Annotated in this window: 27 protein-coding genes; 21 read left to right on the top strand and 6 right to left on the bottom strand. The window is 59.5% G+C overall.

The window, feature by feature from the left end; genetic code table 11:
- Positions 1-3 precede the first annotated feature (3 nt).
- The gene (locus J3P97_RS07215; RefSeq protein WP_434673794.1) at positions 4-228 is read right to left on the bottom strand and encodes a helix-turn-helix transcriptional regulator; all 225 of its coding nucleotides are present in this window, start codon (positions 226-228) and stop codon (positions 4-6) included.
- Positions 229-330: 102 nt separating this feature from the next.
- Here J3P97_RS07215 and J3P97_RS07210 point away from each other — a divergent pair, with 102 nt between their 5' ends.
- From J3P97_RS07210 to J3P97_RS07160, 11 genes are all read left to right on the top strand, one after another.
- Positions 331-1080: an XRE family transcriptional regulator gene (locus J3P97_RS07210; RefSeq protein WP_434673793.1), complete on the top strand. Its 750-nt coding sequence runs from the start codon at positions 331-333 to the stop codon at positions 1078-1080.
- A gap of 249 nt (positions 1081-1329) precedes the next feature.
- Entirely contained in the window at positions 1330-1914 is a 585-nt protein-coding gene (locus tag J3P97_RS07205; RefSeq protein WP_434673792.1) for a hypothetical protein, read from the top strand.
- Positions 1915-1924: 10 nt separating this feature from the next.
- The gene (locus tag J3P97_RS07200) at positions 1925-2209 is read left to right on the top strand and encodes a phage antirepressor KilAC domain-containing protein (RefSeq protein WP_072348346.1); all 285 of its coding nucleotides are present in this window, start codon (positions 1925-1927) and stop codon (positions 2207-2209) included.
- A complete protein-coding gene (locus J3P97_RS07195) occupies positions 2196-2375 on the top strand; it encodes a hypothetical protein (RefSeq protein ID WP_135846618.1) in 180 nt (59 codons plus the stop codon). Before J3P97_RS07200 ends, J3P97_RS07195 begins: the two co-directional genes overlap by 14 nt.
- Positions 2368-2697 carry a pyocin activator PrtN family protein gene (locus J3P97_RS07190; RefSeq protein WP_316912870.1) on the top strand — a complete coding sequence of 110 codons (330 nt, stop codon included), beginning with the start codon at positions 2368-2370 and terminating at the stop codon, positions 2695-2697. The genes J3P97_RS07195 and J3P97_RS07190 overlap by 8 nt, the downstream gene beginning before the upstream one ends.
- Before the next feature lie 44 nt (positions 2698-2741).
- A complete protein-coding gene (locus J3P97_RS07185) occupies positions 2742-3158 on the top strand; it encodes a hypothetical protein (protein ID WP_434673791.1) in 417 nt (138 codons plus the stop codon).
- Complete coding sequence (locus J3P97_RS07180; RefSeq protein WP_434673790.1) at positions 3155-3376, top strand: hypothetical protein; 222 nt, start codon at positions 3155-3157, stop codon at positions 3374-3376. The genes J3P97_RS07185 and J3P97_RS07180 overlap by 4 nt, the downstream gene beginning before the upstream one ends.
- Complete coding sequence (locus tag J3P97_RS07175; protein ID WP_434673789.1) at positions 3373-3915, top strand: phosphohydrolase; 543 nt, start codon at positions 3373-3375, stop codon at positions 3913-3915. The genes J3P97_RS07180 and J3P97_RS07175 overlap by 4 nt, the downstream gene beginning before the upstream one ends.
- A 421-nt stretch (positions 3916-4336) precedes the next feature.
- A complete protein-coding gene (locus tag J3P97_RS07170; protein ID WP_434673788.1) occupies positions 4337-5545 on the top strand; it encodes a tyrosine-type recombinase/integrase in 1209 nt (402 codons plus the stop codon).
- A 22-nt stretch (positions 5546-5567) separates the two neighbouring features.
- Positions 5568-6113 carry a GTP cyclohydrolase I FolE gene (gene folE / locus J3P97_RS07165; protein ID WP_434625333.1) on the top strand — a complete coding sequence of 182 codons (546 nt, stop codon included), beginning with the start codon at positions 5568-5570 and terminating at the stop codon, positions 6111-6113.
- A gap of 103 nt (positions 6114-6216) precedes the next feature.
- Positions 6217-6588 carry a glutaredoxin family protein gene (locus J3P97_RS07160; protein WP_434673787.1) on the top strand — a complete coding sequence of 124 codons (372 nt, stop codon included), beginning with the start codon at positions 6217-6219 and terminating at the stop codon, positions 6586-6588.
- Between the two features lie 142 nt (positions 6589-6730).
- Here the strand turns inward: J3P97_RS07160 and J3P97_RS07155 are convergent, their stop codons facing one another.
- A complete protein-coding gene (locus J3P97_RS07155) occupies positions 6731-7897 on the bottom strand; it encodes a PLP-dependent aminotransferase family protein (protein WP_434673786.1) in 1167 nt (388 codons plus the stop codon).
- 81 nt (positions 7898-7978) lie between these two features.
- Between J3P97_RS07155 and J3P97_RS07150 the strand changes: the two genes are divergently transcribed.
- The 3 genes from J3P97_RS07150 to J3P97_RS07140 all read left to right on the top strand — a co-directional run bounded on the left by J3P97_RS07150 (position 7979) and on the right by J3P97_RS07140 (position 10794).
- Positions 7979-8416 carry a MarR family winged helix-turn-helix transcriptional regulator gene (locus J3P97_RS07150; protein ID WP_434625339.1) on the top strand — a complete coding sequence of 146 codons (438 nt, stop codon included), beginning with the start codon at positions 7979-7981 and terminating at the stop codon, positions 8414-8416.
- Positions 8417-8753: 337 nt separating this feature from the next.
- Entirely contained in the window at positions 8754-10103 is a 1350-nt protein-coding gene (locus J3P97_RS07145) for an NCS2 family permease (RefSeq protein ID WP_434569438.1), read from the top strand.
- Between the two features lie 64 nt (positions 10104-10167).
- Positions 10168-10794: a LysE family translocator gene (locus J3P97_RS07140; RefSeq protein ID WP_434673785.1), complete on the top strand. Its 627-nt coding sequence runs from the start codon at positions 10168-10170 to the stop codon at positions 10792-10794.
- 203 nt (positions 10795-10997) lie between these two features.
- On the opposite strand, the gene uraH is transcribed toward J3P97_RS07140, so the two are convergent.
- Positions 10998-11351, bottom strand: a complete 354-nt coding sequence (uraH, locus tag J3P97_RS07135; protein ID WP_434673784.1) for a hydroxyisourate hydrolase — start codon at positions 11349-11351, stop codon at positions 10998-11000.
- Between the two features lie 412 nt (positions 11352-11763).
- Between uraH and puuE the strand changes: the two genes are divergently transcribed.
- The 6 genes from puuE (at position 11764) to J3P97_RS07105 (ending at position 17404) form a co-directional block, all read left to right on the top strand.
- The gene (gene puuE, locus J3P97_RS07130; RefSeq protein ID WP_434569441.1) at positions 11764-12690 is read left to right on the top strand and encodes an allantoinase PuuE; all 927 of its coding nucleotides are present in this window, start codon (positions 11764-11766) and stop codon (positions 12688-12690) included.
- A complete protein-coding gene (uraD, locus tag J3P97_RS07125) occupies positions 12687-13202 on the top strand; it encodes a 2-oxo-4-hydroxy-4-carboxy-5-ureidoimidazoline decarboxylase (RefSeq protein ID WP_434569442.1) in 516 nt (171 codons plus the stop codon). Before puuE ends, uraD begins: the two co-directional genes overlap by 4 nt.
- A gap of 67 nt (positions 13203-13269) precedes the next feature.
- Positions 13270-14271: an allantoicase gene (gene alc, locus J3P97_RS07120; RefSeq protein ID WP_434673783.1), complete on the top strand. Its 1002-nt coding sequence runs from the start codon at positions 13270-13272 to the stop codon at positions 14269-14271.
- Positions 14272-14387: 116 nt separating this feature from the next.
- Entirely contained in the window at positions 14388-14891 is a 504-nt protein-coding gene (locus tag J3P97_RS07115) for an ureidoglycolate lyase (protein WP_434673782.1), read from the top strand.
- Between the two features lie 51 nt (positions 14892-14942).
- A complete protein-coding gene (locus J3P97_RS07110) occupies positions 14943-16244 on the top strand; it encodes a urate hydroxylase PuuD (RefSeq protein WP_434673781.1) in 1302 nt (433 codons plus the stop codon).
- Positions 16245-16618: 374 nt separating this feature from the next.
- Positions 16619-17404 carry an outer membrane protein OmpK gene (locus tag J3P97_RS07105; RefSeq protein WP_434569445.1) on the top strand — a complete coding sequence of 262 codons (786 nt, stop codon included), beginning with the start codon at positions 16619-16621 and terminating at the stop codon, positions 17402-17404.
- A gap of 224 nt (positions 17405-17628) precedes the next feature.
- On the opposite strand, the gene J3P97_RS07100 is transcribed toward J3P97_RS07105, so the two are convergent.
- Positions 17629-18975: a DEAD/DEAH box helicase gene (locus tag J3P97_RS07100; RefSeq protein ID WP_434673780.1), complete on the bottom strand. Its 1347-nt coding sequence runs from the start codon at positions 18973-18975 to the stop codon at positions 17629-17631.
- A 190-nt stretch (positions 18976-19165) separates the two neighbouring features.
- On the opposite strand from J3P97_RS07100, the gene J3P97_RS07095 reads away from it, so the two are divergent.
- Entirely contained in the window at positions 19166-20464 is a 1299-nt protein-coding gene (locus J3P97_RS07095) for a mechanosensitive ion channel family protein (protein ID WP_434673779.1), read from the top strand.
- Positions 20465-20574: 110 nt separating this feature from the next.
- Here the strand turns inward: J3P97_RS07095 and J3P97_RS07090 are convergent, their stop codons facing one another.
- Positions 20575-21441: a carboxylate/amino acid/amine transporter gene (locus J3P97_RS07090; RefSeq protein WP_434673778.1), complete on the bottom strand. Its 867-nt coding sequence runs from the start codon at positions 21439-21441 to the stop codon at positions 20575-20577.
- A 343-nt stretch (positions 21442-21784) separates the two neighbouring features.
- Entirely contained in the window at positions 21785-22384 is a 600-nt protein-coding gene (locus tag J3P97_RS07085) for an FMN-dependent NADH-azoreductase (protein ID WP_434673777.1), read from the bottom strand.
- Positions 22385-22483: the final 99 nt, after the last annotated feature.

The following is a 22483-nucleotide window of genomic DNA, read 5'->3' as shown; positions in this document are numbered from 1 at the left end:
TTTCTATGCCGCTTGAGGGGCTTCGATTTCTGGAGGAAATACATCGTCCAATGTGCACACAGATCCAAGCCTGTTCAACGCAGCAACAATTGCCCGGCATTCCGCTAAACCGGCGGTGCGCCTACCGGCTTCGTAGTTGCTAACCCTGGTTTGGGTCCAACCCAATGCAGCAACCAGTTCGCGCTGTCGAATACCGGATCTCTCTCTGTGCTCAGCAATGCGGTTCATACTTTGACCTCAGATGACTCGCGCCCATCTTAAGCACGAATCGTGAACTTTTCAACACGCAAAGTGCAAAAGAAATATTTCACTACGTGGTAAAAAAAGCACATGAACACATTAGGCCTACGCATCAAAAAACTCAGGAAAGCGAAGGGCATGACTCAGGAAGATCTTGCCCACGCTTGTCAATGGGAATCCCAGTCTCGGATAGGGAACTACGAGCGCGGAACCCGCCAACCGAACCTACAAGATCTGGAAAAGCTAGCTCAGGCTTTGGATGTGACTCTTCCTGACCTAGTAGCAGGACGTGATCGATCAGAACTCGAAACGTTACCTGATGCCATTCAGGGGCGCGTCCGGTCAGAAGATCGCTCCGTGCAGGCCTTTGGCCGTTCTAAGGATCACGGACAACCTGTAAGCAGTAATGCGGGATGGGCTAGAGAAGGAAGAGTCCCAGTGGTAGGAAACGCACAACTTGGAAATGAAGGATATTTTGAAGCCTTGGATTTCCCCCCGGGACATGGGGACGGCTACCTGAATATTCATAGTGACGACCCCGACGCTTATGGGCTTCGCGTCACCGGAGACAGCATGCTGCCTCGTATAAAAAACGGTGAATTCGTACTTGTAGAGCCGAACAAAAGCTTCTATAGCGGCGACGAGGTAATGGTGCGAACCACCACTGGACGTACGATGATCAAGGAATTCATCTATTTGCGCGACGGGATGTATCGGTTGGACAGCGTCAATGCCGAGCACAACTCTATTCATATTGCGGAAAGCGACGTCCTAGAGATCCATCTCGTAGGCGGGATCTTGAAATCATCACGCTTTTTACACAGTACTGGTGATATTTAAGCACGATACGTCTTGACGATAATTGCACGATACGTGATATTCGCCTCACTCTTCCACCACAGAGCGAGGCAAAACCATGCACACCACAGCATCCCTGCACGTCCATCCGGCCGTTGCCGACCTATCCCGCATCTTCGAAGTAAGGCGCCTGGCCCGCATCTACGGCTGCACCTTCATTCCGTCTAAACCCAAGCAACACGCCCGTACCGCACCGACTTCCTTCGATCCAAACGACGGAGGCCGAGCAGCATGAGCAAATTCCTGATCGACAACCGCACACTGACATTGCTCAGCGCCCAGGTGCACCTGAGCGGAACTTTCAATCACACCCTTCGACGTCTGTATCGACGCGATGTGTTGGCGTTTCGGTTGAACGTTGAACGCAACAAGACTGACAGCACCTTCACCGTTGAGCTGGGCGCAGAGCGTCACACGCTGACCGTGCCCAACACCAAAAAAACACACCTGAAGCTCGCCGATTTCATCGAGGAGGCCGTTAACGGCCCTTCAGACCTGAAAGGCGACGCCCAGTCGAAACGACATGCTGAACGCGAGTACGGCGCTTTCAGTAGCCAGCAGCGGAAACAGGTTTACAGACTGGTTTCCACAGGCGGGTTTATCGACCTGGACCTGGGCTTTGAACTGCCGATCCGGCTCGCCGTGCACCGGACACGTACACGCTCGGGCATCACCGTAGTCATGAGCATCGGCGTTAAAAGCCCGCGTACCAAGTGCTTCACCGTGTACGGCACCGACGCCGAGATGTACGAGCAGGTTTGCGAATCCATCAACCACCTGGCTGCGCTGGCAACACCCGCCGCGCACGCCGCTTAGGAGGTCTGACATGGAGCGCAATCTCGAAAAGACCGCCAAGCACTTCGGCCTGACCCGCCCCGCCCTGATCAAGCTCATGCGTGAGAAGGGTCTGCTCACCGACCGCAACCTGCCGGCGTTCCCCGTCCGTGACCGTGAATACCTTCGGGTCAAGGACAGCAATTGGTACCACGACACGCTGGGCATGCAGTACAGCCAATCGACACGTGTTCGGCAGGCCGGCATCCCCTGGCTAGCGGAGCAACTGGGCCTCGACCTTCCTGCCATCCCGGCAGACAACCGTGACGTGGCCTAGGGAATACGCCCGCCAGATCATCGCCCTACGCACCCGAGAGGAGCGCAACGCCGCGCTCCTTGAGGTGCCGGAGCATCTGCGCGAGCTGACCAAACGCCATTGCCTGAATGCCTGGAACCACCCGGCCCGACACAAACACATGGAGAGCCAAAAACCTCATGAGTAACCAGCCTCAAAATCCGCTGCGCCTGATGCCGGCACCAGAGACGGCCACCATCGAGCTGCTGTATCGCACCTTCGGCGACGTGCTTATCCCCCTCGAAAAGCTGCGCGTGCAGTACTTTCGCAATATCAACGCTGAGCGATTTGCTGCGGAGATCAACAGCGGACGCATACAGCTTCCAGTTACGACCCTGGACGGTAGTCGTAAGGCCTTGAGGTACGCACACATCCGCCACGTTGCTGCACTCATCGACATCCAGGCGTACAAGGCCGACGAAGTCCACGCGAAGACCCACGCCGACGCAATTGAAGAAACCCAACCGTAACGGCTGCCACCACCAGCCACCCAAAACTATCTGGAGCACACCACATGACTGCAATTCAAATCTGCGCATTGATCGGCCTGATCCTAGGCTACGGTCTCATCTACTGGACCGGCTACCGAGGCGGGCTCATCGATGGCCGCGTCGAAGGCATAGAAGAGGGCACGAACAACGAACGCGCCGCCAACGGGAAAACCATTCGTGAACTGGAGGCATCCCTTCAATCCATTCGCGCCGATCACAATCTCCTCGCAGCCCATGCGAAGCGGCTGAGAGAAAGCCAAGCCTTCGGACCTCAAGAGCGCCAAACGCTTATGCAGATCGCCGAAAAACTTAGGCTGGCCTCTGACACCTTCCGTGCCATGAGTTCGAAGGCGCAGGCACAGCAGGCGCTCGACCTGCGCGAAAAAGCGCTGGGCATGGCCGCTCTGCTGGATCAGGCCAAAGTGGAGAACGCAGCATGAGCCGTCATAGCCCGATGCTACGCCTCTCACCTCAAGATGCCGGCGTGCTGCACCAGCAACACGCCAAAGCCACCGCCGAACTGCGTGAAGTGACTCGTTTCCGTAAAGAGTTCGACCGGCAGCTGTTGCTACTGATCGGCCACGACGCCCTGCGCAAGTTGCACAAGGACACCCAGAACGCCCTGCTGCTCGCCGACCTGGTTAAGGAGGCAGCATGAACTGGATCCTCACCCAAACCGGCAAACGCTTTGACCTGTTCGAGCCCGATGCCGACATGATCGACCCGCGGGACATTGCTCACTCGCTGGCTCACCTGTGCCGCTTCAACGGCCACACCCGCGAGTTCTACAGCGTGGCCCAGCATAGTTGCTTGGTTGCGGATCTGGTGCCGGCTGAGCACAAGCTCGCCGCTCTGCTCCACGACGCCACCGAGGCGTACCTGGGCGACATGACCCGGCCGCTCAAAGAGTGGATGCCTTACTACCGTGGATTCGAGGACGTCATATGGGGGCGTATTTGCGAGCGCTTTGGCTTGGAGAACGACCTCCCCGCAAGCGTGCACCAAGCCGACCTGATCGCCTTGACCACCGAACGGCGCGACCTGATGCCGCCCGATCCGGACCCATGGGATTTCCTTGTCGGTATCGAACCCGCGCCCGGACGCATCCGGCCATGGTCACCCACCGAAGCCCGGCTCACCTACCACCAGCGCCTGATGGACCAGCTCGCTATCGAACACCGGAGGAAAGCGGCATGAAGCAAGTACAGAACCACACCCAATCCCAGGCCGCTTTGCTCCGCAGCGCCAGTTGGGTCGACGTGCCTGTAAACAACAGTCTCTGCTGCGCAGCAGCAGGCATTACTGCTTCTTTCCAAGCCACCGCCGAGGCACTTATACCCCACGAAAGGCTGCGCCGGGCAGCACCACCTGAAGCCACGCTGATAGCTCAGCACCGCCCGCCCGCGCAGCCTGCCTTGGGGTATACGCACTTCGACACCGCAGCGGATCCGCCACCGCTGCAGTACCAAGTGGACAAGATTCCCGAGGACAAAATGGCCGAGCTGGTCGGTACGACTCGCCGAGCTCTGCAAGGCAAACGCGCCAGAGGGGTCATCCCTAAAGGCGTCTGGAACACCATCGACAACCGCATCTATTACAGCATCAGGAGATATGAGGCATGGCTCGAAAGCCAATGGGATTGCCCACCGGAGTTGAATTTGTCGGCCAGTCCGTCAGGATTCGCTTCACCTGGAACGGGCAACGCCGTTGCGAAACCCTCCCCTATCCCCAGACACCGAAAGGCATTAAAGCGGCATCCGATCTACGCGCTAACGTAACCAGCCTGATCAAGCATGGCGTTCTCGACGACCAACGTTATGCGGAGCTGTTTCCCAACTCCACTTATGCCACCTACCCGGCTACTCCCCGCTTCGGGGAGTATGCCCAGGAATGGTTAAACAGTCGGGAGGTCGTAGCAGGCACACGCAAGAACTACCGGGCATCCCTCAATCTGTACTGGATGCCTCACCTAGCCTTGCTACCCGTCGATAGCATCACCTCGGTGCTGCTGCGCAAAATCGTAGCCAGCACTGAATGGAAATCGCCGGGCGTTAAGCGCTCGGCAATCCAGCGACTCACTACAGTGTTCAGTACCGCCGTTAAAGATGGGCTGATCAATCGCAACCCGGTCGAGTCCATCGAACTTCCCGTGAAAACGAAAAAGCCCATCGACCCCTTCACAGTGGCGGAAGCCAACGCCATCATCGAACACCTCTATAAGACGCTGACCCATTCGATGCGGATCTACGCGGCTTACTTCGAGTTCGCCTTCTATACCGGAATGCGCCCTAGCGAGATAGCAGCCCTTCGCTGGGGCGAGGTAGACAAGGACAAGCGCCTAGCCAATGTGTGTCGGATCGTCGCGGACTATAAGATCGAGGAGCGCACCAAAACCCGCAATGAACGGCAAGTCATGCTCAACAGCCGTGCCCTGCACGCCATTCAGGTGGCGGAGCAAATCGCCGAGCAGCGTGCGAAACAGAGCCGCAGGAAGCAGCCGAAATCGCCCTATGTGTTCCCACCCACAAAAAATTTCGAGTTCATCCAGCAGTCCAGCGTCACCGACAAGCACTTCCAGGCGGCGCTGACCGAATTGGAGATTCGCGCCCGCCGGCAATACAACTGCCGACACACATACGCTACCATGTGCCTCATGGCGGGTATGAACCCTGCGTTTATTGCCACTCAGCTGGGTCACAGCGTTCAGATGTTGCTCTCGACCTATGCCCGATGGATCAACTCCAGCACCGACTGGGGCGAACTCGGGAAACTCGAAAACAGCTTGATTGGTACAAAATTGGTACAGACAGAACAAGTACCCTCCTGAAACCCTTATGGAATCAGCCTCTGTGACACTGGAACAGAATTACACCGCGATCCTCGGCCAACTCGGCGAGGACGTTTCCCGCGAGGGCCTGCTCGACACGCCCAAGCGCGCTGCCAAGGCCATGCAGTACCTTTGCCGCGGTTATGAACAGACCCTGGAAGAAGTCACCAACGGTGCCTTGTTCAGCTCCGACAACAGCGAAATGGTGCTGGTCAAGGACATCGAGTTGTACTCGCTGTGCGAGCACCACCTGTTGCCTTTCATCGGCAAGGCCCATGTGGCCTACATCCCGAGTGGCAAGGTGCTGGGCCTGTCGAAAGTCGCGCGTATCGTCGATATGTATGCGCGTCGCCTGCAGATCCAGGAAAACCTCAGCCGCCAGATCGCCGATGCGGTCCAGCAGGTGACGGGGGCCATGGGCGTGGCAGTGGTGATCGAAGCCAAGCACATGTGCATGATGATGCGCGGTGTGGAAAAACAGAATTCTTCGATGATCACGTCGGTGATGCTCGGTGAATTCCGTGAAAACGCGGCGACCCGCATGGAATTCCTCAGCCTGATCAAGTAACGCGATGCATCAAGAAAACCGGCATTGATCGCCGGTTTTTTTTCGCCTGGCAAAAATCAGGTAAGCTGCGCGCCCTCTTCTTCCCTGCTTCGAGGCTTGCACCGTGATCGTCAAAGCGCTTCGAGTTGGTCTGGGCCAGCTCATCATCTTCATCGATTTCACCACTCGCCCCGGCAAGAAAAAGCGCTCGGCCGAGGCCCAGGCGCAAGTCGACCAGGCGGCCCGCAGCCTGACGCTTTATCAGTTCCATGCCTGCCCGTTCTGCGTGAAGACCCGCCGCGCCCTGCACCGCCTCAACGTGCCCGTGACCCTGCGCGATGCGAAAAACAACGAGCAGGATCGCCAGACGCTGCTGGAACAGGGCGGCCGGATCAAGGTGCCTTGCCTGCGCATCGAAGAAAATGGCGAGACCACTTGGATGTATGAGTCCAAGGTGATCATTGAGTATCTGGATAAGCGGTTTTCGGCGGTCTGAGATTTTTGCCGGGGTTGATGGCCCCTTCGCGAGCAGGCTCGCTCCCACAGGAGGCCGGTGTTGATTACAAGTTTGCAATCACCCAGAGATCCGTGTGGGAGCGAGCCTGCTCGCGAAGAGGCCGGTCGATCCAACCCAAGCCTCAAGCCGCCTCGGCAGCCAAAGCCCCCCGCACCACCCCCGCCAGTCGCCTGAGCCCTTCATCCAGCCGCGCCGGATCGATATGGCTGAAATTCAACCGCAAGTGCCCGGGATGCTTGTCCGGCTCGGGAAAAAACGGCTCTCCTGGCATGAACGCCACGTCCTCCGCCAGGGCTGCGGCAAGCAAGGTCCGGGTATCCAGCGGTTGCTTGAGGGTCAGCCAGAAAAACAGCCCGCCCTGGGGCACGTTCCAGTCGGCGATGTCGGCGAAATGATTTTGCAGCGCGGCCTGGAACCTGTCGCGGCGATCCCGGTAGAAATCCCTCAATTCACTCAAATGGCTGCGGTACTGCTCGGTGCCGATCCATTGCAACGCCTGCCACTGGCCGATGCGATTGGTGTGCAGGTCCGCTGACTGCTTGAGCCGTAGCAGATGCGGGAACAGGTCAGGGCTGGCAATCAGGTAACCCACACGCAACCCAGGCAGCAACGTCTTCGACACCGTGCCGGTGTAGATCCAGCTGGCCTTTTTCAAACGGCTGGCAATTGGCGTGGCGCTGCCGCCATCGAAGGTCAGTTCGCGATAGGGCTCGTCTTCCACCAGCGTCACGCCGAACTCGTCCAGCAGTGTCGCGACCGCATCGCGCTTGGCCTCGCTGTAGCGTACCGCCGAAGGGTTCTGGAACGTTGGGATCAGGTAGATGAACGCCGGTCGATGCTGCTGCAGCCGGGCCCGCAATTGCTCAAGGTCCGGACCATCCGCTTCAAGGGGCACGGTGATGCAATTGGCGCCGAACAACTGGAAAATCTGTAAAGCCGCCAGGTAGGTCGGCGCTTCGAGCAGGATCTCGGTGCCGACGTCGATGTGCAGCTTTGCCGCCAGATCGAGGGTTTGCTGGGAACCGCTCACGACCAATACCTGACCGGCCTCACAAGCCAGGCCCAACGATCGCGCCTGCGCTGCCAGCGCTTCACGCAAGGCCGGCTCACCTTCGCTCATGCCGTATTGGCCCATGGACAGCGGCATGTCCTCCCACTGCACCTTCGGCAGCATGGCTTCGGCCGGCAGGCCGCCGGCAAACGACATCACTTCCGGGCGCTGCGCCGCGGCGAGAATTTCACGGATCAAAGAACTCTTAAGGCGCGAGACACGTTCGGAAAAAGCCATGGGGTCACCTGTAGCGAGGCGTTGGAAAAATGAGTCAAACTGTTTGACCGAAATTACCGCGCCGCCTCTGGAAACGTCAATATGCTTGACCTTAAAAATCCGACCTCCCAACAGATGGCCATGGAAGCGTTCTTCTTCGGTTATCAGGCGTTCACCGCCAAAGCCGATGAAATGCTTGAGCGCCGGGGCTTGAGCCGCGTGCATCAGCGCATCGTTTTTTTCATTGCCCGTTATCCATCATTGAGTGTGAAGGAGCTGCTGGCGCTGCTTGGCGTGAGCAAACAGGCGTTGAACATGCCGCTGCGGCAATTGATGGAAATGCATTTGGTTAACAGCGTTGCCTCCGAGGCCGACAAGCGCAAGCGGCTGCTGGAACTGACTGCCGAGGGCGCGCGCTTTGAACAGGCGTTACGGCGCGAGCAGGTGAAATTGCTTGAACGGGTGTTTGCCGAGGCGGGGGAAGCGGCGGTGGATGGATGGCTGGCGGTGAATCTGGGGTTGGGGAAATCCAGCGACTAGGGAACTCGTTTAGCCATGCGGCCCCTTCGCGAGCAGGCTCGCTCCCACACTGATCTCATTGAACATGGCATTGGTGTTCGACAAGGCTCCTCATGTGGGAGCGAGCCTGCTCGCGAAGGCGTCTTCAAGAACGATATATCCCTATGCACAGATATTTCGTCAACAAAACAGAAAACATTATTTGCTTTATTTGTATACAAAAGCATAATTCGCTTCGTGCGAGTTCCTGACCAAAAGGTCAACTACTTCGCCAGCCTTACCGCCTCAATGCCTCGCAGCCTTCCTCAGGGAGCACGCGGTGCTGAAATAACAATAAGACTCTTGAGGAGTACTCGCTGTGGAAAGCCGCAAACCCGAAGCCCAGACCCTGGACCTTTCGCCGCCACTACGCAGTGGCTGGCTGGAGCGAATCTTCAAACTCAGCTTGCATGGCACCACGGTGAAGACCGAGCTGATCGCCGGCCTGACGACCTTCATCACGATGGCCTACATCATCTTCGTCAACCCAAACATCATGGCCGACGCGGGCATTGATCACGGCGCTGCGTTCGTCGCTACGTGCATTGCCGCCGCCCTGGGTTGCCTGTTGATGGGCCTGTATGCCAATTGGCCGGTAGGCCTGGCGCCGGGCATGGGCCTGAATGCTTTTTTCACCTACACCGTCGTCGGGACCATGGGCTACAACTGGGAAACCGCGCTGGGCGCGGTGTTCGTTTCCGGGGTGTTGTTCATGTTCCTGACCCTGTCGCGGGTGCGTGAGTGGTTGCTCAACAGCATTCCGGTGAGCCTGCGCTACGCCATGGGTGCGGGGGTCGGATTGTTTCTCGGGCTGATCGGCCTGAAGACCGCCGGAATCATCGTCGACAGCCCGGCGACGCTGATCAGGCTGGGTTCCTTGCATGAGCCAGGACCGCTGCTGGCCGCCGTGTGTTTCCTGATGATCGCCGTGCTGAGCTACCACCGCGTGTTCGGCGCGATCCTGATCAGCATCATTGCCGTGACCCTGGCCGGTTGGGGCCTGGGACTGGTGCAATACAACGGCGTGATGTCGACGCCGCCGAGCCTAGCTCCGACCTGGATGGCGATGGACGTCGCCGGCGTGTTCAACGTCAGCATGATCAGTGTGGTACTGGCCTTCCTGTTCGTGCATATGTTCGACACCGCCGGCACCTTGATGGGCGTCGCCCAACGCGCTGGCCTGGTAAAGCCCGACGGCAAGATCGAAAACCTGTCCAAGGCCCTCAAGGCCGACAGCGCCTCCAGCGTATTCGGCGCGATGGTCGGTGTTCCGCCGGTGACCAGCTACGTGGAAAGCGCGGCCGGCGTCGCAGCCGGCGGCCGCACGGGGCTTACGGCGGTGACGGTCGGTGTGCTATTTATTGCCGCCATGTTCTTTGCCCCGCTGGCCGGGATGATTCCTGCCTATGCAACGGCCGGCGCCTTGATTTATGTGGCCATGCTGATGATGGGCGGCATGGCTCACATCGAGTGGGACGAAGCGACCGACAGCATCCCGGCCATCGTCACTGCCATCATGATGCCGCTGACCTTCTCGGTCGCCGATGGCATCGCGCTGGGTTTCATCACCTACGTGGTACTCAAGGCCGGCACCGGTAAACACAAGGAAATATCCGTCAGCCTGTGGGTGCTCTGCGCGATCTTCATCGCCAAGTTCATCTTCTTGTAAGCGGGCCCCGTCTGTATCCGCCTCACCCCGTCGGGTGAGGCTTTTGTGCATCAGGAGCAAAGCAATGAATCTGGAAACCTGGTTGTTGTTCAGTGGCGCCGCCTTGGTGGTGATCCTCATCCCCGGCCCGCTGTCGCTGCTGATGATCAGTAACAGCCTCAACTACGGTCTGCGTCGTTCTTATCCGGCGTTCCTCGGTGGGGTGGTCGCCTCGATCTGCCTGTTGAGCGCCTCAGCGCTGGGGCTCGGGGCGCTGTTGCTGGCGTCGGAACAATTGTTCAGCGCCCTGAAAATTGTCGGCGCGCTGTATCTGTTCTACCTCGCCTGGCAGAGCTGGCAGCAATCGCGCCAGCCATCTCAAGGTGCCGAAGTGCCCCAGGCTACCGCCACTCCAAGGTTTCGCGCCCTGTTCGGCCGGGCATTCGTGCTGGGCGCGAGCAACCCGAAAGACATCCTCTTCTTCGCGGCGTTCCTGCCGCAATTCCTGAGCGCCGAACAGCCATTCCTGCCGCAACTGCTGATCATGATCGCCACCTGGACCCTGCTCGACCTGCTGTGCAAACTGGCCTATGGCCTGGGTGCCCACGGCGCTGCCCGGTATCTGCGTACCGGCAAGGGGCAGAGCTGGTTCAACCGGGTCAGTGCGGGGTTGTTCAGTGGGGCGGGGGCGGCTTCTTTGTTGAGCCGCTGATAAGCAAAAGCTTCGCGAACAGGCTCGCTCCCACACTGGATTACTGGTGTTCACGAAACCTTGTGGGAGCGAGCCTGCTCGCGAAGGGCGGCCTCGAAGACAACCTCTTTTTCAAGGCAAAAAAAGCCCGCAGTGTGAGCGGGCTAAAAACCAAAGAAGCTCTATGCGCAGTCGCTTCCAGGGCAAGGCAGCTGCTTGGGGGCTCAGCTGCCTCGATAGGTTGAATAGGCGTAAGGCGAAATCAGCAGGGGCACATGGTAATGCTCCTGCTCCTGCGAAATACCGAAGCGCAGCACCACCACATCAAGGAACGCCGGCTCGGCCAGTTGCACGCCACGGGCGCGGTAGTAGTCGCCGGCGTGGAATTGAATCTGGTAGACCCCGCTGCGGTAGTCATCCCCTTGCAGAAGCGGTACGTCGCAACGGCCATCGCTGTTGGTCAATGCACTGGCGACCAGCTGCAATTGCGAACCTTCGACGCGGTACAGCTCGATCCTGATCGAGCTGCCCGGACAACCGTGTGCAGCATCCAAAACGTGTGTAGTCAGACGTCCCATTGATTGTGCGTGCCTTGCCGCAAGGCGACCAGGCACGGCGCCTCCTGAGTCAGTTGAAAAAGACAGGCCGCACCATTCTGAAGCATTAACGCTGCGGCAATTCTCGAATTAAGACACTTTAAACATAAATTGTACACAATAAAAAATGAATTTTTCTCGTGCATGCCACCTGACGATGGTTCCGCCCGACTCCCGGTCCGCCCCTGCTTTGACAAAGGCTTATGAAGGGCAAATTGACCAAGTGGGCAGATTTCTTGCAGTGGAGACAAACCGACGGTCGCGATGAAAAATGCAAAAAACAGGCTTACAAGTCGAATATAAAGTTGTATACAATCAGCCCATCGTCGTGACGCCAGCCTATGATCCCCCCCAAGGCGCCACCTACATGGTTCGAAGAAGAAGGAAGACTGCAGTGAGCGCTGACTACCCACGCGACCTGATCGGTTACGGCAGTAACCCTCCCCACCCGCAATGGCCGGGCAATGCCCGAATCGCCCTGTCTTTCGTACTCAACTATGAGGAAGGCGGCGAGCGCAACATCCTGCACGGCGATCGTGAGTCCGAAGCGTTCCTCTCGGAAATGGTTTCGGCGCAACCGTTGCTGGGCGAGCGCAACATGAGCATGGAGTCGCTATACGAGTATGGCAGCCGTGCCGGCGTCTGGCGGATCCTCAAGCTGTTCAAGCAATTCGATATCCCGCTGACTATCTTCGCCGTGGCCATGGCCGCCCAGCGCCATCCGGACGTGATCCGCGCCATGGTCGCCGCCGGCCACGAAATCTGCAGCCACGGCTATCGCTGGATCGACTACCAGTACATGGATGAAGCGCAGGAACGCGAGCACATGCTCGAAGCGATCCGCATCCTCACCGAACTTACCGGCGAGCGGCCGTTGGGCTGGTACACCGGCCGCACCGGCCCCAATACCCGGCGATTGGTAATGGAAGAAGGCGGCTTTCTCTATGACAGCGACACCTACGACGACGACCTGCCGTACTGGGAGCCGAACAACCCCACCGGCAAGCCGCACCTGGTAATCCCTTACACACTCGACACCAATGACATGCGCTTCACCCAGGTGCAGGGTTTCAACAAGGGCGACGACTTCTTCCAGTACCTCAAGGATGCCTTCGACGTACTGTATGCCGAAGGCGCCGAAGCACCGAAGATGTTGTCCATCGGCCTGCATTGCCGCCTGATCGGCCGTCCTGCCCGCCTCGCCTCCCTCAAGCGCTTCCTGGAATACGTCAAGGGCCACGAACAGGTGTGGTTCAGCCGCCGCGTCGACATTGCGCGCCACTGGCAGCAGACCCACCCGTATCCGGGAGCTTCGAAATGACTGCCTTCCAGACCCTCAAGCCTTCCAGCCTGAGCCGCGAAGCGTTCGTCGAAGCCTTCGCCGACATCTACGAACATTCGCCATGGGTGGCCGAAAAGGCCTTCGACCTGGGCCAGGATCCCTCGATCGACCAGATCGAAACCCTGCACCAGCGCATGAGCGACATCCTGTTGAGTGCCGACCACGCCAGCCAGCTGGCGCTGATCAACGCTCACCCGGACCTGGCCGGCAAAGCCGCCGTCCAGGGCCAACTGACCGAAGCCAGCACCAACGAACAGGCTGGCGCCGGTATTCACCAATGCACGGCCGAAGAGTTCCAGCGCTTCACCGAGCTGAACGAGGCCTACAAGGCCAAGTTCAAGTTTCCCTTCATCATGGCGGTAAAAGGCAGCAACCGGCACCAGATCCTTGCCGCGTTCGAAACGCGCATTCACCACTCGGCGGATGCCGAATTCAAATGCGCATTGGCAGAGATCAACAAGATCGCGTTGTTCCGATTACTGACCCTTTAGCGAGCAGCACCTCAAGACCAGGTCCTGCAAGCATCCCCAGCCAACTTATCAAAGGCAGACAAGAAGAATGAAAGCTTACGCCGTACCGTTCGAGAAATTCGTCAACCTGGCCGACGCCCGCCTGGGCACCAGGATCATTTCGGTGACCGATGACTGGTTCGCCGATGCCAACCGCCTGTTCCAGCCGACCCCGGCCGTATGGAAGGAGGGTGTGTTCGACGATAACGGCAAATGGATGGACGGCTGGGAGTCGCGCCGCAAGCGTTTCGAAGGCTACGACAGCGCGGTGATCCGCCTGGGCGTGCCGGGCTCGATCAAGGGCGTGGATATCGACACCTCATTCTTCACCGGCAATTACCCACCGTCGGCCTCCCTGGAAGCCTGTTTCCTGGCTGAAGGCGAGCCGGATGAAAACACCCAATGGACCGAAGTGCTGTCGGCCGTCGAGCTGAAGGGCGACAGCCACCACTACCACGAAATCAGCAACGACCAGGCGTTCAGCCATCTGCGTTTCAATATCTATCCGGACGGTGGCGTGGCCCGCCTGCGGGTCTACGGGGTTCCATACCGCGACTGGTCCGCCGTCGGTGACAACGAACAGATTGACTTGGCTGCCGCCCTCAACGGTGGCCGTGCCCTGGCCTGCTCCGACGAACACTTCGGCCGCATGAGCAACATCCTCAACCCGGGCCGTGGCGTGAACATGGGCGACGGCTGGGAAACCGCCCGTCGGCGCACCCCCGGCAATGACTGGGTGATCGTCGCCCTGGGCCATGCCGGCATTGTTGAGAAAATCGTCGTCGATACCCTGCACTTCAAAGGCAACTACCCGGACAGCTGCTCGATCCAGGGCGCGTTCGTCAAAGGCGGCACCGACAGCCAGATCGAAACCCAGTCGCTGTTCTGGCGTGAACTGCTGCCGAGCCAGAAGCTGGAAATGCACGCCGAACATACCTTCGCCGAGCAGATCAAGGCGCTGGGGCCGATCACGCACATCCGCCTGAACGTGTTCCCGGACGGTGGCGTGAGCCGCCTGCGGGTATTGGGCAAGGTGTCGAAACAAGGGTGAATCCCAATCGCGAGCAAGCTCGCTCCCACATTTGAAATGCGTTCCCCTGTGGGAGCGAGCTTGCTCGCGATGGCGGCATAACAAACAACACAGAATTCAAGGTTAAGAAGACCAGCATGCGCACACTCAATATCGAACCATTGACCAAAGAAGCCTTCGCCCCGTTCGGTGACGTGATCGAAACCGACGGCAGCGATCACTTCATGATCAACAACGGTTCGACCATGCGCTTCCATCGCCTGGCGACGGTCGAGACCGCCACGCCGGACGACCAGGCGATCATCAGCATCTTCCGCGCCGACGTGCTGCAGATGCCGTTGACCGTGCGCATGCTGGAGCGCCATCCGCTGGGCAGCCAGGCCTTCATTCCGCTGCTCGGCAACCCCTTTCTGATCGTGGTCGCGCCACTTGGCGATGCACCTGTATCAGGCTTGGTCCGCGCCTTCGTCACCAACGGCAGGCAGGGCATCAATTACCATCGCGGCGTCTGGCACCACCCGGTGCTGACGATCGAAAAGCGGGATGACTTCCTGGTGGTTGATCGCAGTGGCACAGGCAACAACTGCGATGAACATTTTTTCCAAGAGGATGAGTTACTGATCCTCGCCCCCCACCAATAAGAGAAGGTCCGATCACCCGAAGACAAGGGTGACGGGCGAGAGGTAAAGACTGTGGAAGCACATATGCTGGAATGGCTGAACCTGAGCGTGCGCTGGGTTCACATGATCACTGGCGTGGCCTGGATCGGCGCGTCGTTCTACTTCGTCTGGCTGGAAAACAACCTCAATCGCGTCAATCCCCGGAGCGGCCTGGCCGGTGATTTATGGGCCATCCACGGTGGCGGCATCTACCACCTGGAAAAATACAAACTCGCGCCGCCGTCCATGCCGGACAACCTGCACTGGTTCAAATGGGAAGCCTATTTCACCTGGATGTCGGGCATCGCCCTGCTGTGCCTGGTGTTCTATTGGAACCCGACCGTCTACCTGCTGGCTCCCGGCAGCAGCCTGAGCGGCGCTGAGGGTGTTGCCCTGGGCATCGGTTCATTGTTCGTTGGCTGGTTCGTCTATTCGGCACTCTGCGACTCGGCACTCGGCAAGCGCCCCGCCCTGCTCGGCCTGATTCTGTTCGTGCTGTTGATCGCCGCGGCCTACGGCTTCAGCAAGGTGTTCAGCGGTCGCGGCGCCTACCTGCATGTCGGCGCCGTCATCGGTACGATCATGGTCGGCAACGTGTTCCGCATCATCATGCCGGCCCAGCGCGCCTTGGTGGCGGCCATCGCCGAGAACCGCACACCTGACCCGGCGTTGCCGGCCAAGGGCCTGCTGCGTTCGCGCCACAACAACTACTTCACCCTGCCGGTGCTGTTCATCATGATCAGCAACCACTTCCCGAGCACCTACGGCAGCCAATACAACTGGCTGATCCTGGCCGGGATTGCCGTGGCGGCCGTGTTGGTGCGTCATTACTTCAACACCCGCCATGACAGCAACCGGTTTGCCTGGACGCTGCCGGTCGGCGCCCTGGCGATGATCTGCCTGGCTTATGTCACCGGGCCCAAGCCAATGCCAACGGCACCGGAAGTCGCCAAGGCTCCTGGCGTGATCGAGTATCAACCGTTGCCGGAAACGGCAGTGGGCGGCGGGGCCAAACCGGCCACGGCGCCAGCCGCTCCGGCAACCGCGCCCGCCCAGGCGTCCAGTGCGCAGGCCCCGTCATTTGAAAAGGTCCACAGCGTGATCCAGGAGCGCTGCTCGGTCTGTCATTCGGCCAAGCCCACCAGTCCGCTGTTCAGCGCCGCGCCAGGCGGGGTGATCTTCGATACGCCGCAGCAGATCCAGCAACAGGCCGCACGCATCCAGGCCCAGGCCGTGACCACCCAGATCATGCCCTTGGGCAACATCACCCAGATGACCCAGCAGGAACGTGACCTGATTGGCGCCTGGATCACCCAGGGCGCACGCACCAACTAGTCCGGCCAGACACACCCCGCTCCACCCGCAATACCGCAGACAGGCAGGCCGGCACACGACCGGTCGCCTGTCAGCGGCCGCCTGCGCCTCAACAATAAGAACAAGAGGAAAGCTTTATGCATGCGCTCCATCGTCACGCCTCCAGATGCGCCGTCGCAGCGCACTTGAGTCGCTCCAGGCAAGTCCGTATCCTGCGCGGCCGTTCAAACCCGGACACCTCAAAATAATCATCAGGTCCTGAGCGACCCACCGACTTTCAGCCACTGCCACAAACAAAAAGCTGACCGAACGGATGTTTTGTCCGTGGAAAAAGGCGCCACACCAGAGCGCTGACGACAACAACGCGGTACCACTTACCTTTGGGAGCAAACCGAATGAAACGTACGTGCACCAGCCTGATACTCGCAGGATCGTTGCTCGCCGGCAGCCAAGCCATGGCCGGCGATCTGTTGCAGTGGCAGAACAACAGCCTGAGTTACCTCTACGGCAAGGATTTCCAGATCAATCCGCGTATCCAGCAGACCGTGACGTTCGAACACGCCGATGCCTGGACATACGGCGACAACTTCTTCTTCCTCGACCGGATCTTCTACAACGGCGAAGACGACAGCAATTCCGGCCCGAACACCTACTACGGCGAGTTCAGCCCGCGCCTGTCGTTCGGCAAGATTTTTGATCAGAAGCTGGAACTGGGCCCGGTCAAGGACGTGCTGCTGGCCATGACCTATGAGTTTGGCGAAGGTGACAACGAGTCCTACCTGATCGGCCCGGGTTTCGACCTGGCGATTCCCGGCTTCGACTATTTCCAGTTGAACTTCTACAACCGCCAGACCGAAGGCTCGCGGGCAGGCGACAACGTCTGGCAGATCACCCCGGTCTGGGCCGTCACCGTCCCGGTGGGTTCATCCGACATTCTGTTCGATGGGTTCATCGACTGGGTCGTCGACAACGACAGCAACGCCAAGGGCACGTACCACGCCAACCTGCATATCGTCCCGCAGATCAAATATGACCTGGGCAAGGCCTTGAAGCTCGGCGCCAAGCAGCTATACGTGGGCGTGGAATACGACTACTGGAAGAACAAGTACGCCATCGAGGACAGCGAAAGCTTCAAGACCAACCAGAGCAATACCAGCTTGCTGGTCAAATACCATTTCTGACCCGGCGTACCCATAAAAAAACCGGACCCAAGGTCCGGTTTTCATCTGGATAGAACGATACACCGTGTAGATACAACCATGCACCGTGGCGAGGGAGCTTGCTCCCGCTGGGCTGCGTAGCGGCCCTTTTTTGTGAGCGCTTCGCACTGGAGCGCCAGCCCGGTCAAGCGGGAGCAAGCTCCCTCGCCACGGGTCTGTTTCCACCCGGGTTCTCGTTCATGGGCTTATTCAGCCGCCGGCGCCTCGGGCTTGCGGCGTTTGAGCGGGGCCATGCCGTCCTTGCTGACCAGCGATGGCGCGTCGCTCTTCGGGCGGTTGGCGGTCTTGCGCTTGGTCGGGGCCTTGGCGCCGGTTTTCTTCTTGTCGCCCTTGGCGTCGACCTTTTTCTTCTTCACGCCAACGGCTTTGCCCGACGCCTTGACCTTTTTCGGTCCGCCGTAGGTGCCTTTGACTTCCTTGATGGTACGGCGCTCGAAGCTCTGCTTGAGGTAGCGCTCGACGCTCGACATCAGGTTCCAGTCGCCGTGGCAGATCAGCGAGATCGCCAGGCCATCGTTGCCAGCGCGACCGGTGCGGCCGATGCGGTGCACGTACTCGTCGCCGCTGCGGGGCATGTCGAAGTTGATGACCATGTCCAGGCCATCGACATCCAGGCCACGGGCGGCGACATCGGTGGCAACCAGGATCTTCACACCGCCCTGCTTGAGGCGGTCGATGGCCAGCTTGCGATCCTTCTGGTCTTTCTCACCGTGCAGTACGAACGCCTTGTATTCCTGGGCGACGAGACGACCGTAGATGCGGTCGGCCATGGCCCGGGTGTTGGTGAACACGATGGCTTTTTCGTAGGTCTCGTTGGCCAGCAACCAGTTGACGATCTGCTCTTTGTGCTGGTTGTGGTCAGCGGTGATGATCTGCTGGCGAGTCGTGGAGTTCAGCTGGCTGACCGCGTTGAGCTGCAAGTGCTCAGGGTTGTTCAGGACCTTGGCGATCATCTCGCGCAGGCCCGAACCGCCAGTGGTCGCGGAGAACAGCATGGTCTGCTGGCGATTGACGCATTCATCCACCAGGCGCTGCACGTCTTCGGCAAACCCCATGTCCAGCATGCGGTCGGCTTCGTCCAGCACCAGCACTTCGACTTCCTTGAGGTCGAGGTTGCCGGCGTTCAGTTGCTCGATCATCCGCCCCGGGGTGCCGATCAGGATATCCGGCACCTTGCGCAGCATGGCGGCCTGGACCTTGAAATCTTCCCCGCCGGTGATCAGGCCGGACTTGATGAAGGTGAACTGCGAAAAGCGCTCCACTTCCTTCAAGGTCTGCTGGGCCAGTTCGCGGGTCGGCAGCAGGATCAGAGTCTTGATGCTGACGCGGACCTTGGCCGGGCCGATCAGGCGATTGAGGATCGGCAGCACGAACGCAGCGGTCTTGCCGCTGCCGGTCTGCGCCGTCACCCGCAGGTCACGCCCCTGGAGCGCGAGCGGAATAGCCGCTGCCTGCACCGGCGTTGGCTCGACAAATTTAAGCTCGGCCACGGCTTTGAGCAGGCGTTCGTGCAGGGCGAATTGGGAAAACACGGGTGCTACCTCGAAGAAATGCAAAAAAACAGCTGCATAGGTTACCGGTTTCGAGCGCGCAGGCCGAGTTTCTTTATACAAACGGCTGCAAATCAGTGTGTTTTCAAGACCGGATTTGTCATCAACGGTCACTTCGCCACGCTTAAATGCTCTAATTCGCCCATCGCGCTCATAGAAGACCGTCTCGCCCATGGATATCAAACAATTCTGGCTCAACCTTCAGGATTTCTGGGGGGCCCTGGATCAGCACCCGCTCCTGCATTCCGGTCTCGCCCTGGCCCTGCTGCTGGCGATCGCGCTGGTGCTCGGACGCGTGGCGCGTTACCTGATCCTGCACGGCGCCAAGCTGATCGGCCGCCAACCGGCCCTGCACTGGGTCAACGACCTGCGCCAGAACAAAGTCTTCCATCGCCTGGCGCAGACGACGCCGTCGCTGATCATCCAGTTCGGCCTGCACCTGGTGCCGGGGCTGAGCAAGACCAGCATGGTCTTCCTAGGCAATGTCGCGCTGGCCTTTACCATCCTGTTCATGCTGCTGGCCGTCAGTGCCCTGCTCAGTGCGCTACTGGACGTCTATGCGCGCACCGAACACGCCCGCACCCGCTCGATCAAGGGCTACGTGCAGCTGACAAAAATGGTCCTCTACGTGTTCGGCGCGATCATCATCGTCGCCACGCTGATCGACCGTTCACCGCTGTTGCTGCTGTCGGGCCTGGGTGCGATGTCGGCGGTGATCCTCCTGGTCTACAAGGACACGCTGCTGTCGTTTGTCGCCAGCGTGCAGTTGACCAGCAACGACATGCTGCGGGTCGGCGACTGGATCGAAATGCCCCAGGTGGGCGCCGACGGTGATGTGGTGGACATCACCCTGCACACGGTCAAGGTGCAGAACTTCGACAAGACCATCGTCTCGATTCCGACTTGGCGCTTGATGTCCGAATCGTTCAAGAACTGGCGCGGCATGCAGCAATCCGGCGGACGGCGGATCAAGCGCAGCCTGTTCATCGATGCCAGCGGCGTGCGCTTCCTCCACGACGAGGAAGAACAGCGCTTGACGCAGGTGCGCCTGCTGACCGATTACATCGGCCGCAAGCAGGCCGAGCTCAAGGCCTGGAACGAAGCCCAGGGCAACGTCGCGGCGATGTCGGCCAACCGCCGGCGGATGACCAACCTGGGCACTTTCCGCGCCTATGCCCTGGCCTATCTGAAAAGCCACCCGGAGATCCAGCCGAACATGACCTGCATGGTCCGCCAGCTGCAGACCACTGCCCAGGGTATCCCGCTGGAAATCTACTGCTTCACCGGCACCACCGTGTGGGCCGACTACGAGCGCATCCAGGGGGATATCTTCGATTACCTGCTGGCGGTGATGCCAGAGTTCGGGCTGGGCTTGTACCAACAGCCGAGCGGTACGGATCTGCGGACGGGGTTGCTGCCGGCGGTGTTGGGGGCAAGCCATATTCAGGAGCCGAAAAAGCAGGTGGTCTGAAGCAAACCCGATTCCCCTGTGGGAGCGAGCTTGCTCGCGATAGCGGTGTATCAGAAACATAGATGTTGACTGATAGTGCGCCATCGCGAGCAAGCTCGCTCCCACAGGGTTCAGGGTGAAGGCTGGGGCTGGCGTATCCCCAACCGACTGATCCACACCGCCGCGAGTATCACCGACCCACCCAGCAGCAACCGACCCAACGCCTCATGCTGGTTCCAGATCAGCAGGTTCGCCAGCAACCCCACCGGCACGTGCAGGTTGTTCATTACCGCCAATGTCCCGCCGTTCACCAGGCACGCGCCCTTGTTCCACCAATACAGCCCCAGCGCGGTGGAGACCAGGCCGAGGAATACCAGCACGCCCCATTGCAACGGCGCTTCAGGCCAGAAATCGGCCTTGCCGAACAGCAGGAAGGCCGGCAGCGCGACCATCAGCGCGCCGAGGTAGAAATAGCCGAAACGCCGATAGTGCGGCAGGTCGCTCGGATGCCGCGCCACCAGGTGCTTGTACAACACTTGTCCGGCCGCATAGGTGAAGTTGGCCAGTTGCAGCAGCAAAAAGCCCATGAAGAAATCCGGGTTGATCCGGTCATAACGAATCACCGCCGCGCCGGCCACCGCCACCAGCGCCGCAATCAAGGCCCAGGGGTTGAAGCGTCGATTGAGTGCATCTTCGATCAAGGTCACGTGCAGCGGCGTGAGGATGGTAAACAGCAGCACTTCCGGCACCGTCAGTACGCGGAAACTCAGGTAGAGGCAGACGTAGGTCACGCCGAACTGCAGGGCGCCGATCAACAGCATGCCGCGCATGAACGACGGCTCAACCTGGCGCCAGCGGGTCAGTGGAATGAACACCAGCCCCGCCAGCACGACGCGCACCAGCACCGCGAAATAACTGTCGACATGCCCGGCCAGGTATTCGCCGATCAGGCTGAAGGAAAACGCCTGGATCAAGGTCACAAAAAGTAGATAGCCCATACCGCCCCTCGTTTCGAATGGCGGCGAAGATAGCGGTTTTTGGGGTTTGTCGCGAGTTACCCCAACACCGGGAACCCTGTGGGAGCGAGCCTGCTCGCGAAAGCGGAGTATCAGGCAGCAGATGTATTGACTGACGTGACCCCTTCGCGAGCAGGCTCGCTCCCACAGGGGATGTGTGGCTGTCACCAGGTGGCGGGCAAAAAAAAGCCCGATCTCGCTTCAGCGTTCAATCGGGCGGCTGCACTCAGGAGCAATAAGTGCCAAGGGAGGTTCAATGCGCAAAACGGTTTGAAGGGAAGCGCCAAGTCACTAGAGCACCTGGCGATTACCCGAGGATTAACGCTCAGGCCACTTGGGATAGCTTGGCGTTGGCCTGGTTCAGGCCCTTCTCCTGGAAGTCGCCGCCCAGGTTCATGCCTTCGGCATGGATGAAGGTCACGTCGTGGATACCGATGAAGCCCATGACCTGGCGCAGGTACGGTTCCTGGTGATCGGTGCTGCCACCGGCATGAATGCCGCCGCGGGCGGTGAGCACGAAAGCGCGCTTGCCGGTCAATAGCCCCTGGGGACCGGTGGGGGTGTACTTGAAGGTCACGCCGGCGCGCAGCACGTGGTCGAGCCAGGCTTTCAAGGTGCTCGGGATGGCGAAGTTGTACATGGGCGCGGCCATCACCAGTACATCGGCGGCGAGCAGCTCATCGGTCAACTGGTTGGAGCGGTCCAGCGAAGCGTTCTCGATGTCGTTGCGCTGCTCGGCCGGTTTCATCCAGCCCCCCAGCAGATGGGCGTCCAGGTGCGGAACCGGGTTGACTGCCAGGTCGCGAACGTTGATCTCATCGGCCGTATGCGCGGCTTTCCACTGGCTGATAAAGGTCTGGGTCAGTTGACGGGAAACCGAGTCTTGCTGGCGGGCACTGCTTTCGATGATCAGAACGCGGGACATGGCTTGTAGGCTCCATCTGAGAATGTTGTAAGTCGATGGAGTGAAGGTTAAGCGCGATCATATCGATGAAAAAGCGCAAATAATTGCTGCAAAACATCG

This window comes from Pseudomonas sp. R1-15 (genome assembly GCF_051132085.1).
GTDB lineage: Bacteria > Pseudomonadota > Gammaproteobacteria > Pseudomonadales > Pseudomonadaceae > Aquipseudomonas.
This window is presented reverse-complemented; position numbering and strand designations above follow the sequence as displayed.

Bases quoted from the DNA above. Each gene is read 5' to 3' on its own strand.
- J3P97_RS07215 (WP_434673794.1), bottom strand. From the start codon at position 228: ATGAACCGCATTGCTGAGCACAGAGAGAGATCCGGTATTCGACAGCGC.
- J3P97_RS07210 (WP_434673793.1), top strand. From the start codon at position 331: ATGAACACATTAGGCCTACGCATCAAAAAACTCAGGAAAGCGAAGGGC.
- J3P97_RS07205 (WP_434673792.1), top strand. From the start codon at position 1,330: ATGAGCAAATTCCTGATCGACAACCGCACACTGACATTGCTCAGCGCC.
- J3P97_RS07200 (WP_072348346.1), top strand. From the start codon at position 1,925: ATGGAGCGCAATCTCGAAAAGACCGCCAAGCACTTCGGCCTGACCCGC.
- J3P97_RS07190 (WP_316912870.1), top strand. From the start codon at position 2,368: ATGAGTAACCAGCCTCAAAATCCGCTGCGCCTGATGCCGGCACCAGAG.
- J3P97_RS07185 (WP_434673791.1), top strand. From the start codon at position 2,742: ATGACTGCAATTCAAATCTGCGCATTGATCGGCCTGATCCTAGGCTAC.
- J3P97_RS07180 (WP_434673790.1), top strand. From the start codon at position 3,155: ATGAGCCGTCATAGCCCGATGCTACGCCTCTCACCTCAAGATGCCGGC.
- J3P97_RS07175 (WP_434673789.1), top strand. From the start codon at position 3,373: ATGAACTGGATCCTCACCCAAACCGGCAAACGCTTTGACCTGTTCGAG.
- J3P97_RS07170 (WP_434673788.1), top strand. From the start codon at position 4,337: ATGGCTCGAAAGCCAATGGGATTGCCCACCGGAGTTGAATTTGTCGGC.
- J3P97_RS07155 (WP_434673786.1), bottom strand. From the start codon at position 7,897: ATGGCTTTTTCCGAACGTGTCTCGCGCCTTAAGAGTTCTTTGATCCGT.
- J3P97_RS07150 (WP_434625339.1), top strand. From the start codon at position 7,979: ATGCTTGACCTTAAAAATCCGACCTCCCAACAGATGGCCATGGAAGCG.
- J3P97_RS07140 (WP_434673785.1), top strand. From the start codon at position 10,168: ATGAATCTGGAAACCTGGTTGTTGTTCAGTGGCGCCGCCTTGGTGGTG.
- uraH (WP_434673784.1), bottom strand. From the start codon at position 11,351: ATGGGACGTCTGACTACACACGTTTTGGATGCTGCACACGGTTGTCCG.
- uraD (WP_434569442.1), top strand. From the start codon at position 12,687: ATGACTGCCTTCCAGACCCTCAAGCCTTCCAGCCTGAGCCGCGAAGCG.
- alc (WP_434673783.1), top strand. From the start codon at position 13,270: ATGAAAGCTTACGCCGTACCGTTCGAGAAATTCGTCAACCTGGCCGAC.
- J3P97_RS07115 (WP_434673782.1), top strand. From the start codon at position 14,388: ATGCGCACACTCAATATCGAACCATTGACCAAAGAAGCCTTCGCCCCG.
- J3P97_RS07105 (WP_434569445.1), top strand. From the start codon at position 16,619: ATGAAACGTACGTGCACCAGCCTGATACTCGCAGGATCGTTGCTCGCC.
- J3P97_RS07095 (WP_434673779.1), top strand. From the start codon at position 19,166: ATGGATATCAAACAATTCTGGCTCAACCTTCAGGATTTCTGGGGGGCC.
- J3P97_RS07090 (WP_434673778.1), bottom strand. From the start codon at position 21,441: ATGGGCTATCTACTTTTTGTGACCTTGATCCAGGCGTTTTCCTTCAGC.
- J3P97_RS07085 (WP_434673777.1), bottom strand. From the start codon at position 22,384: ATGTCCCGCGTTCTGATCATCGAAAGCAGTGCCCGCCAGCAAGACTCG.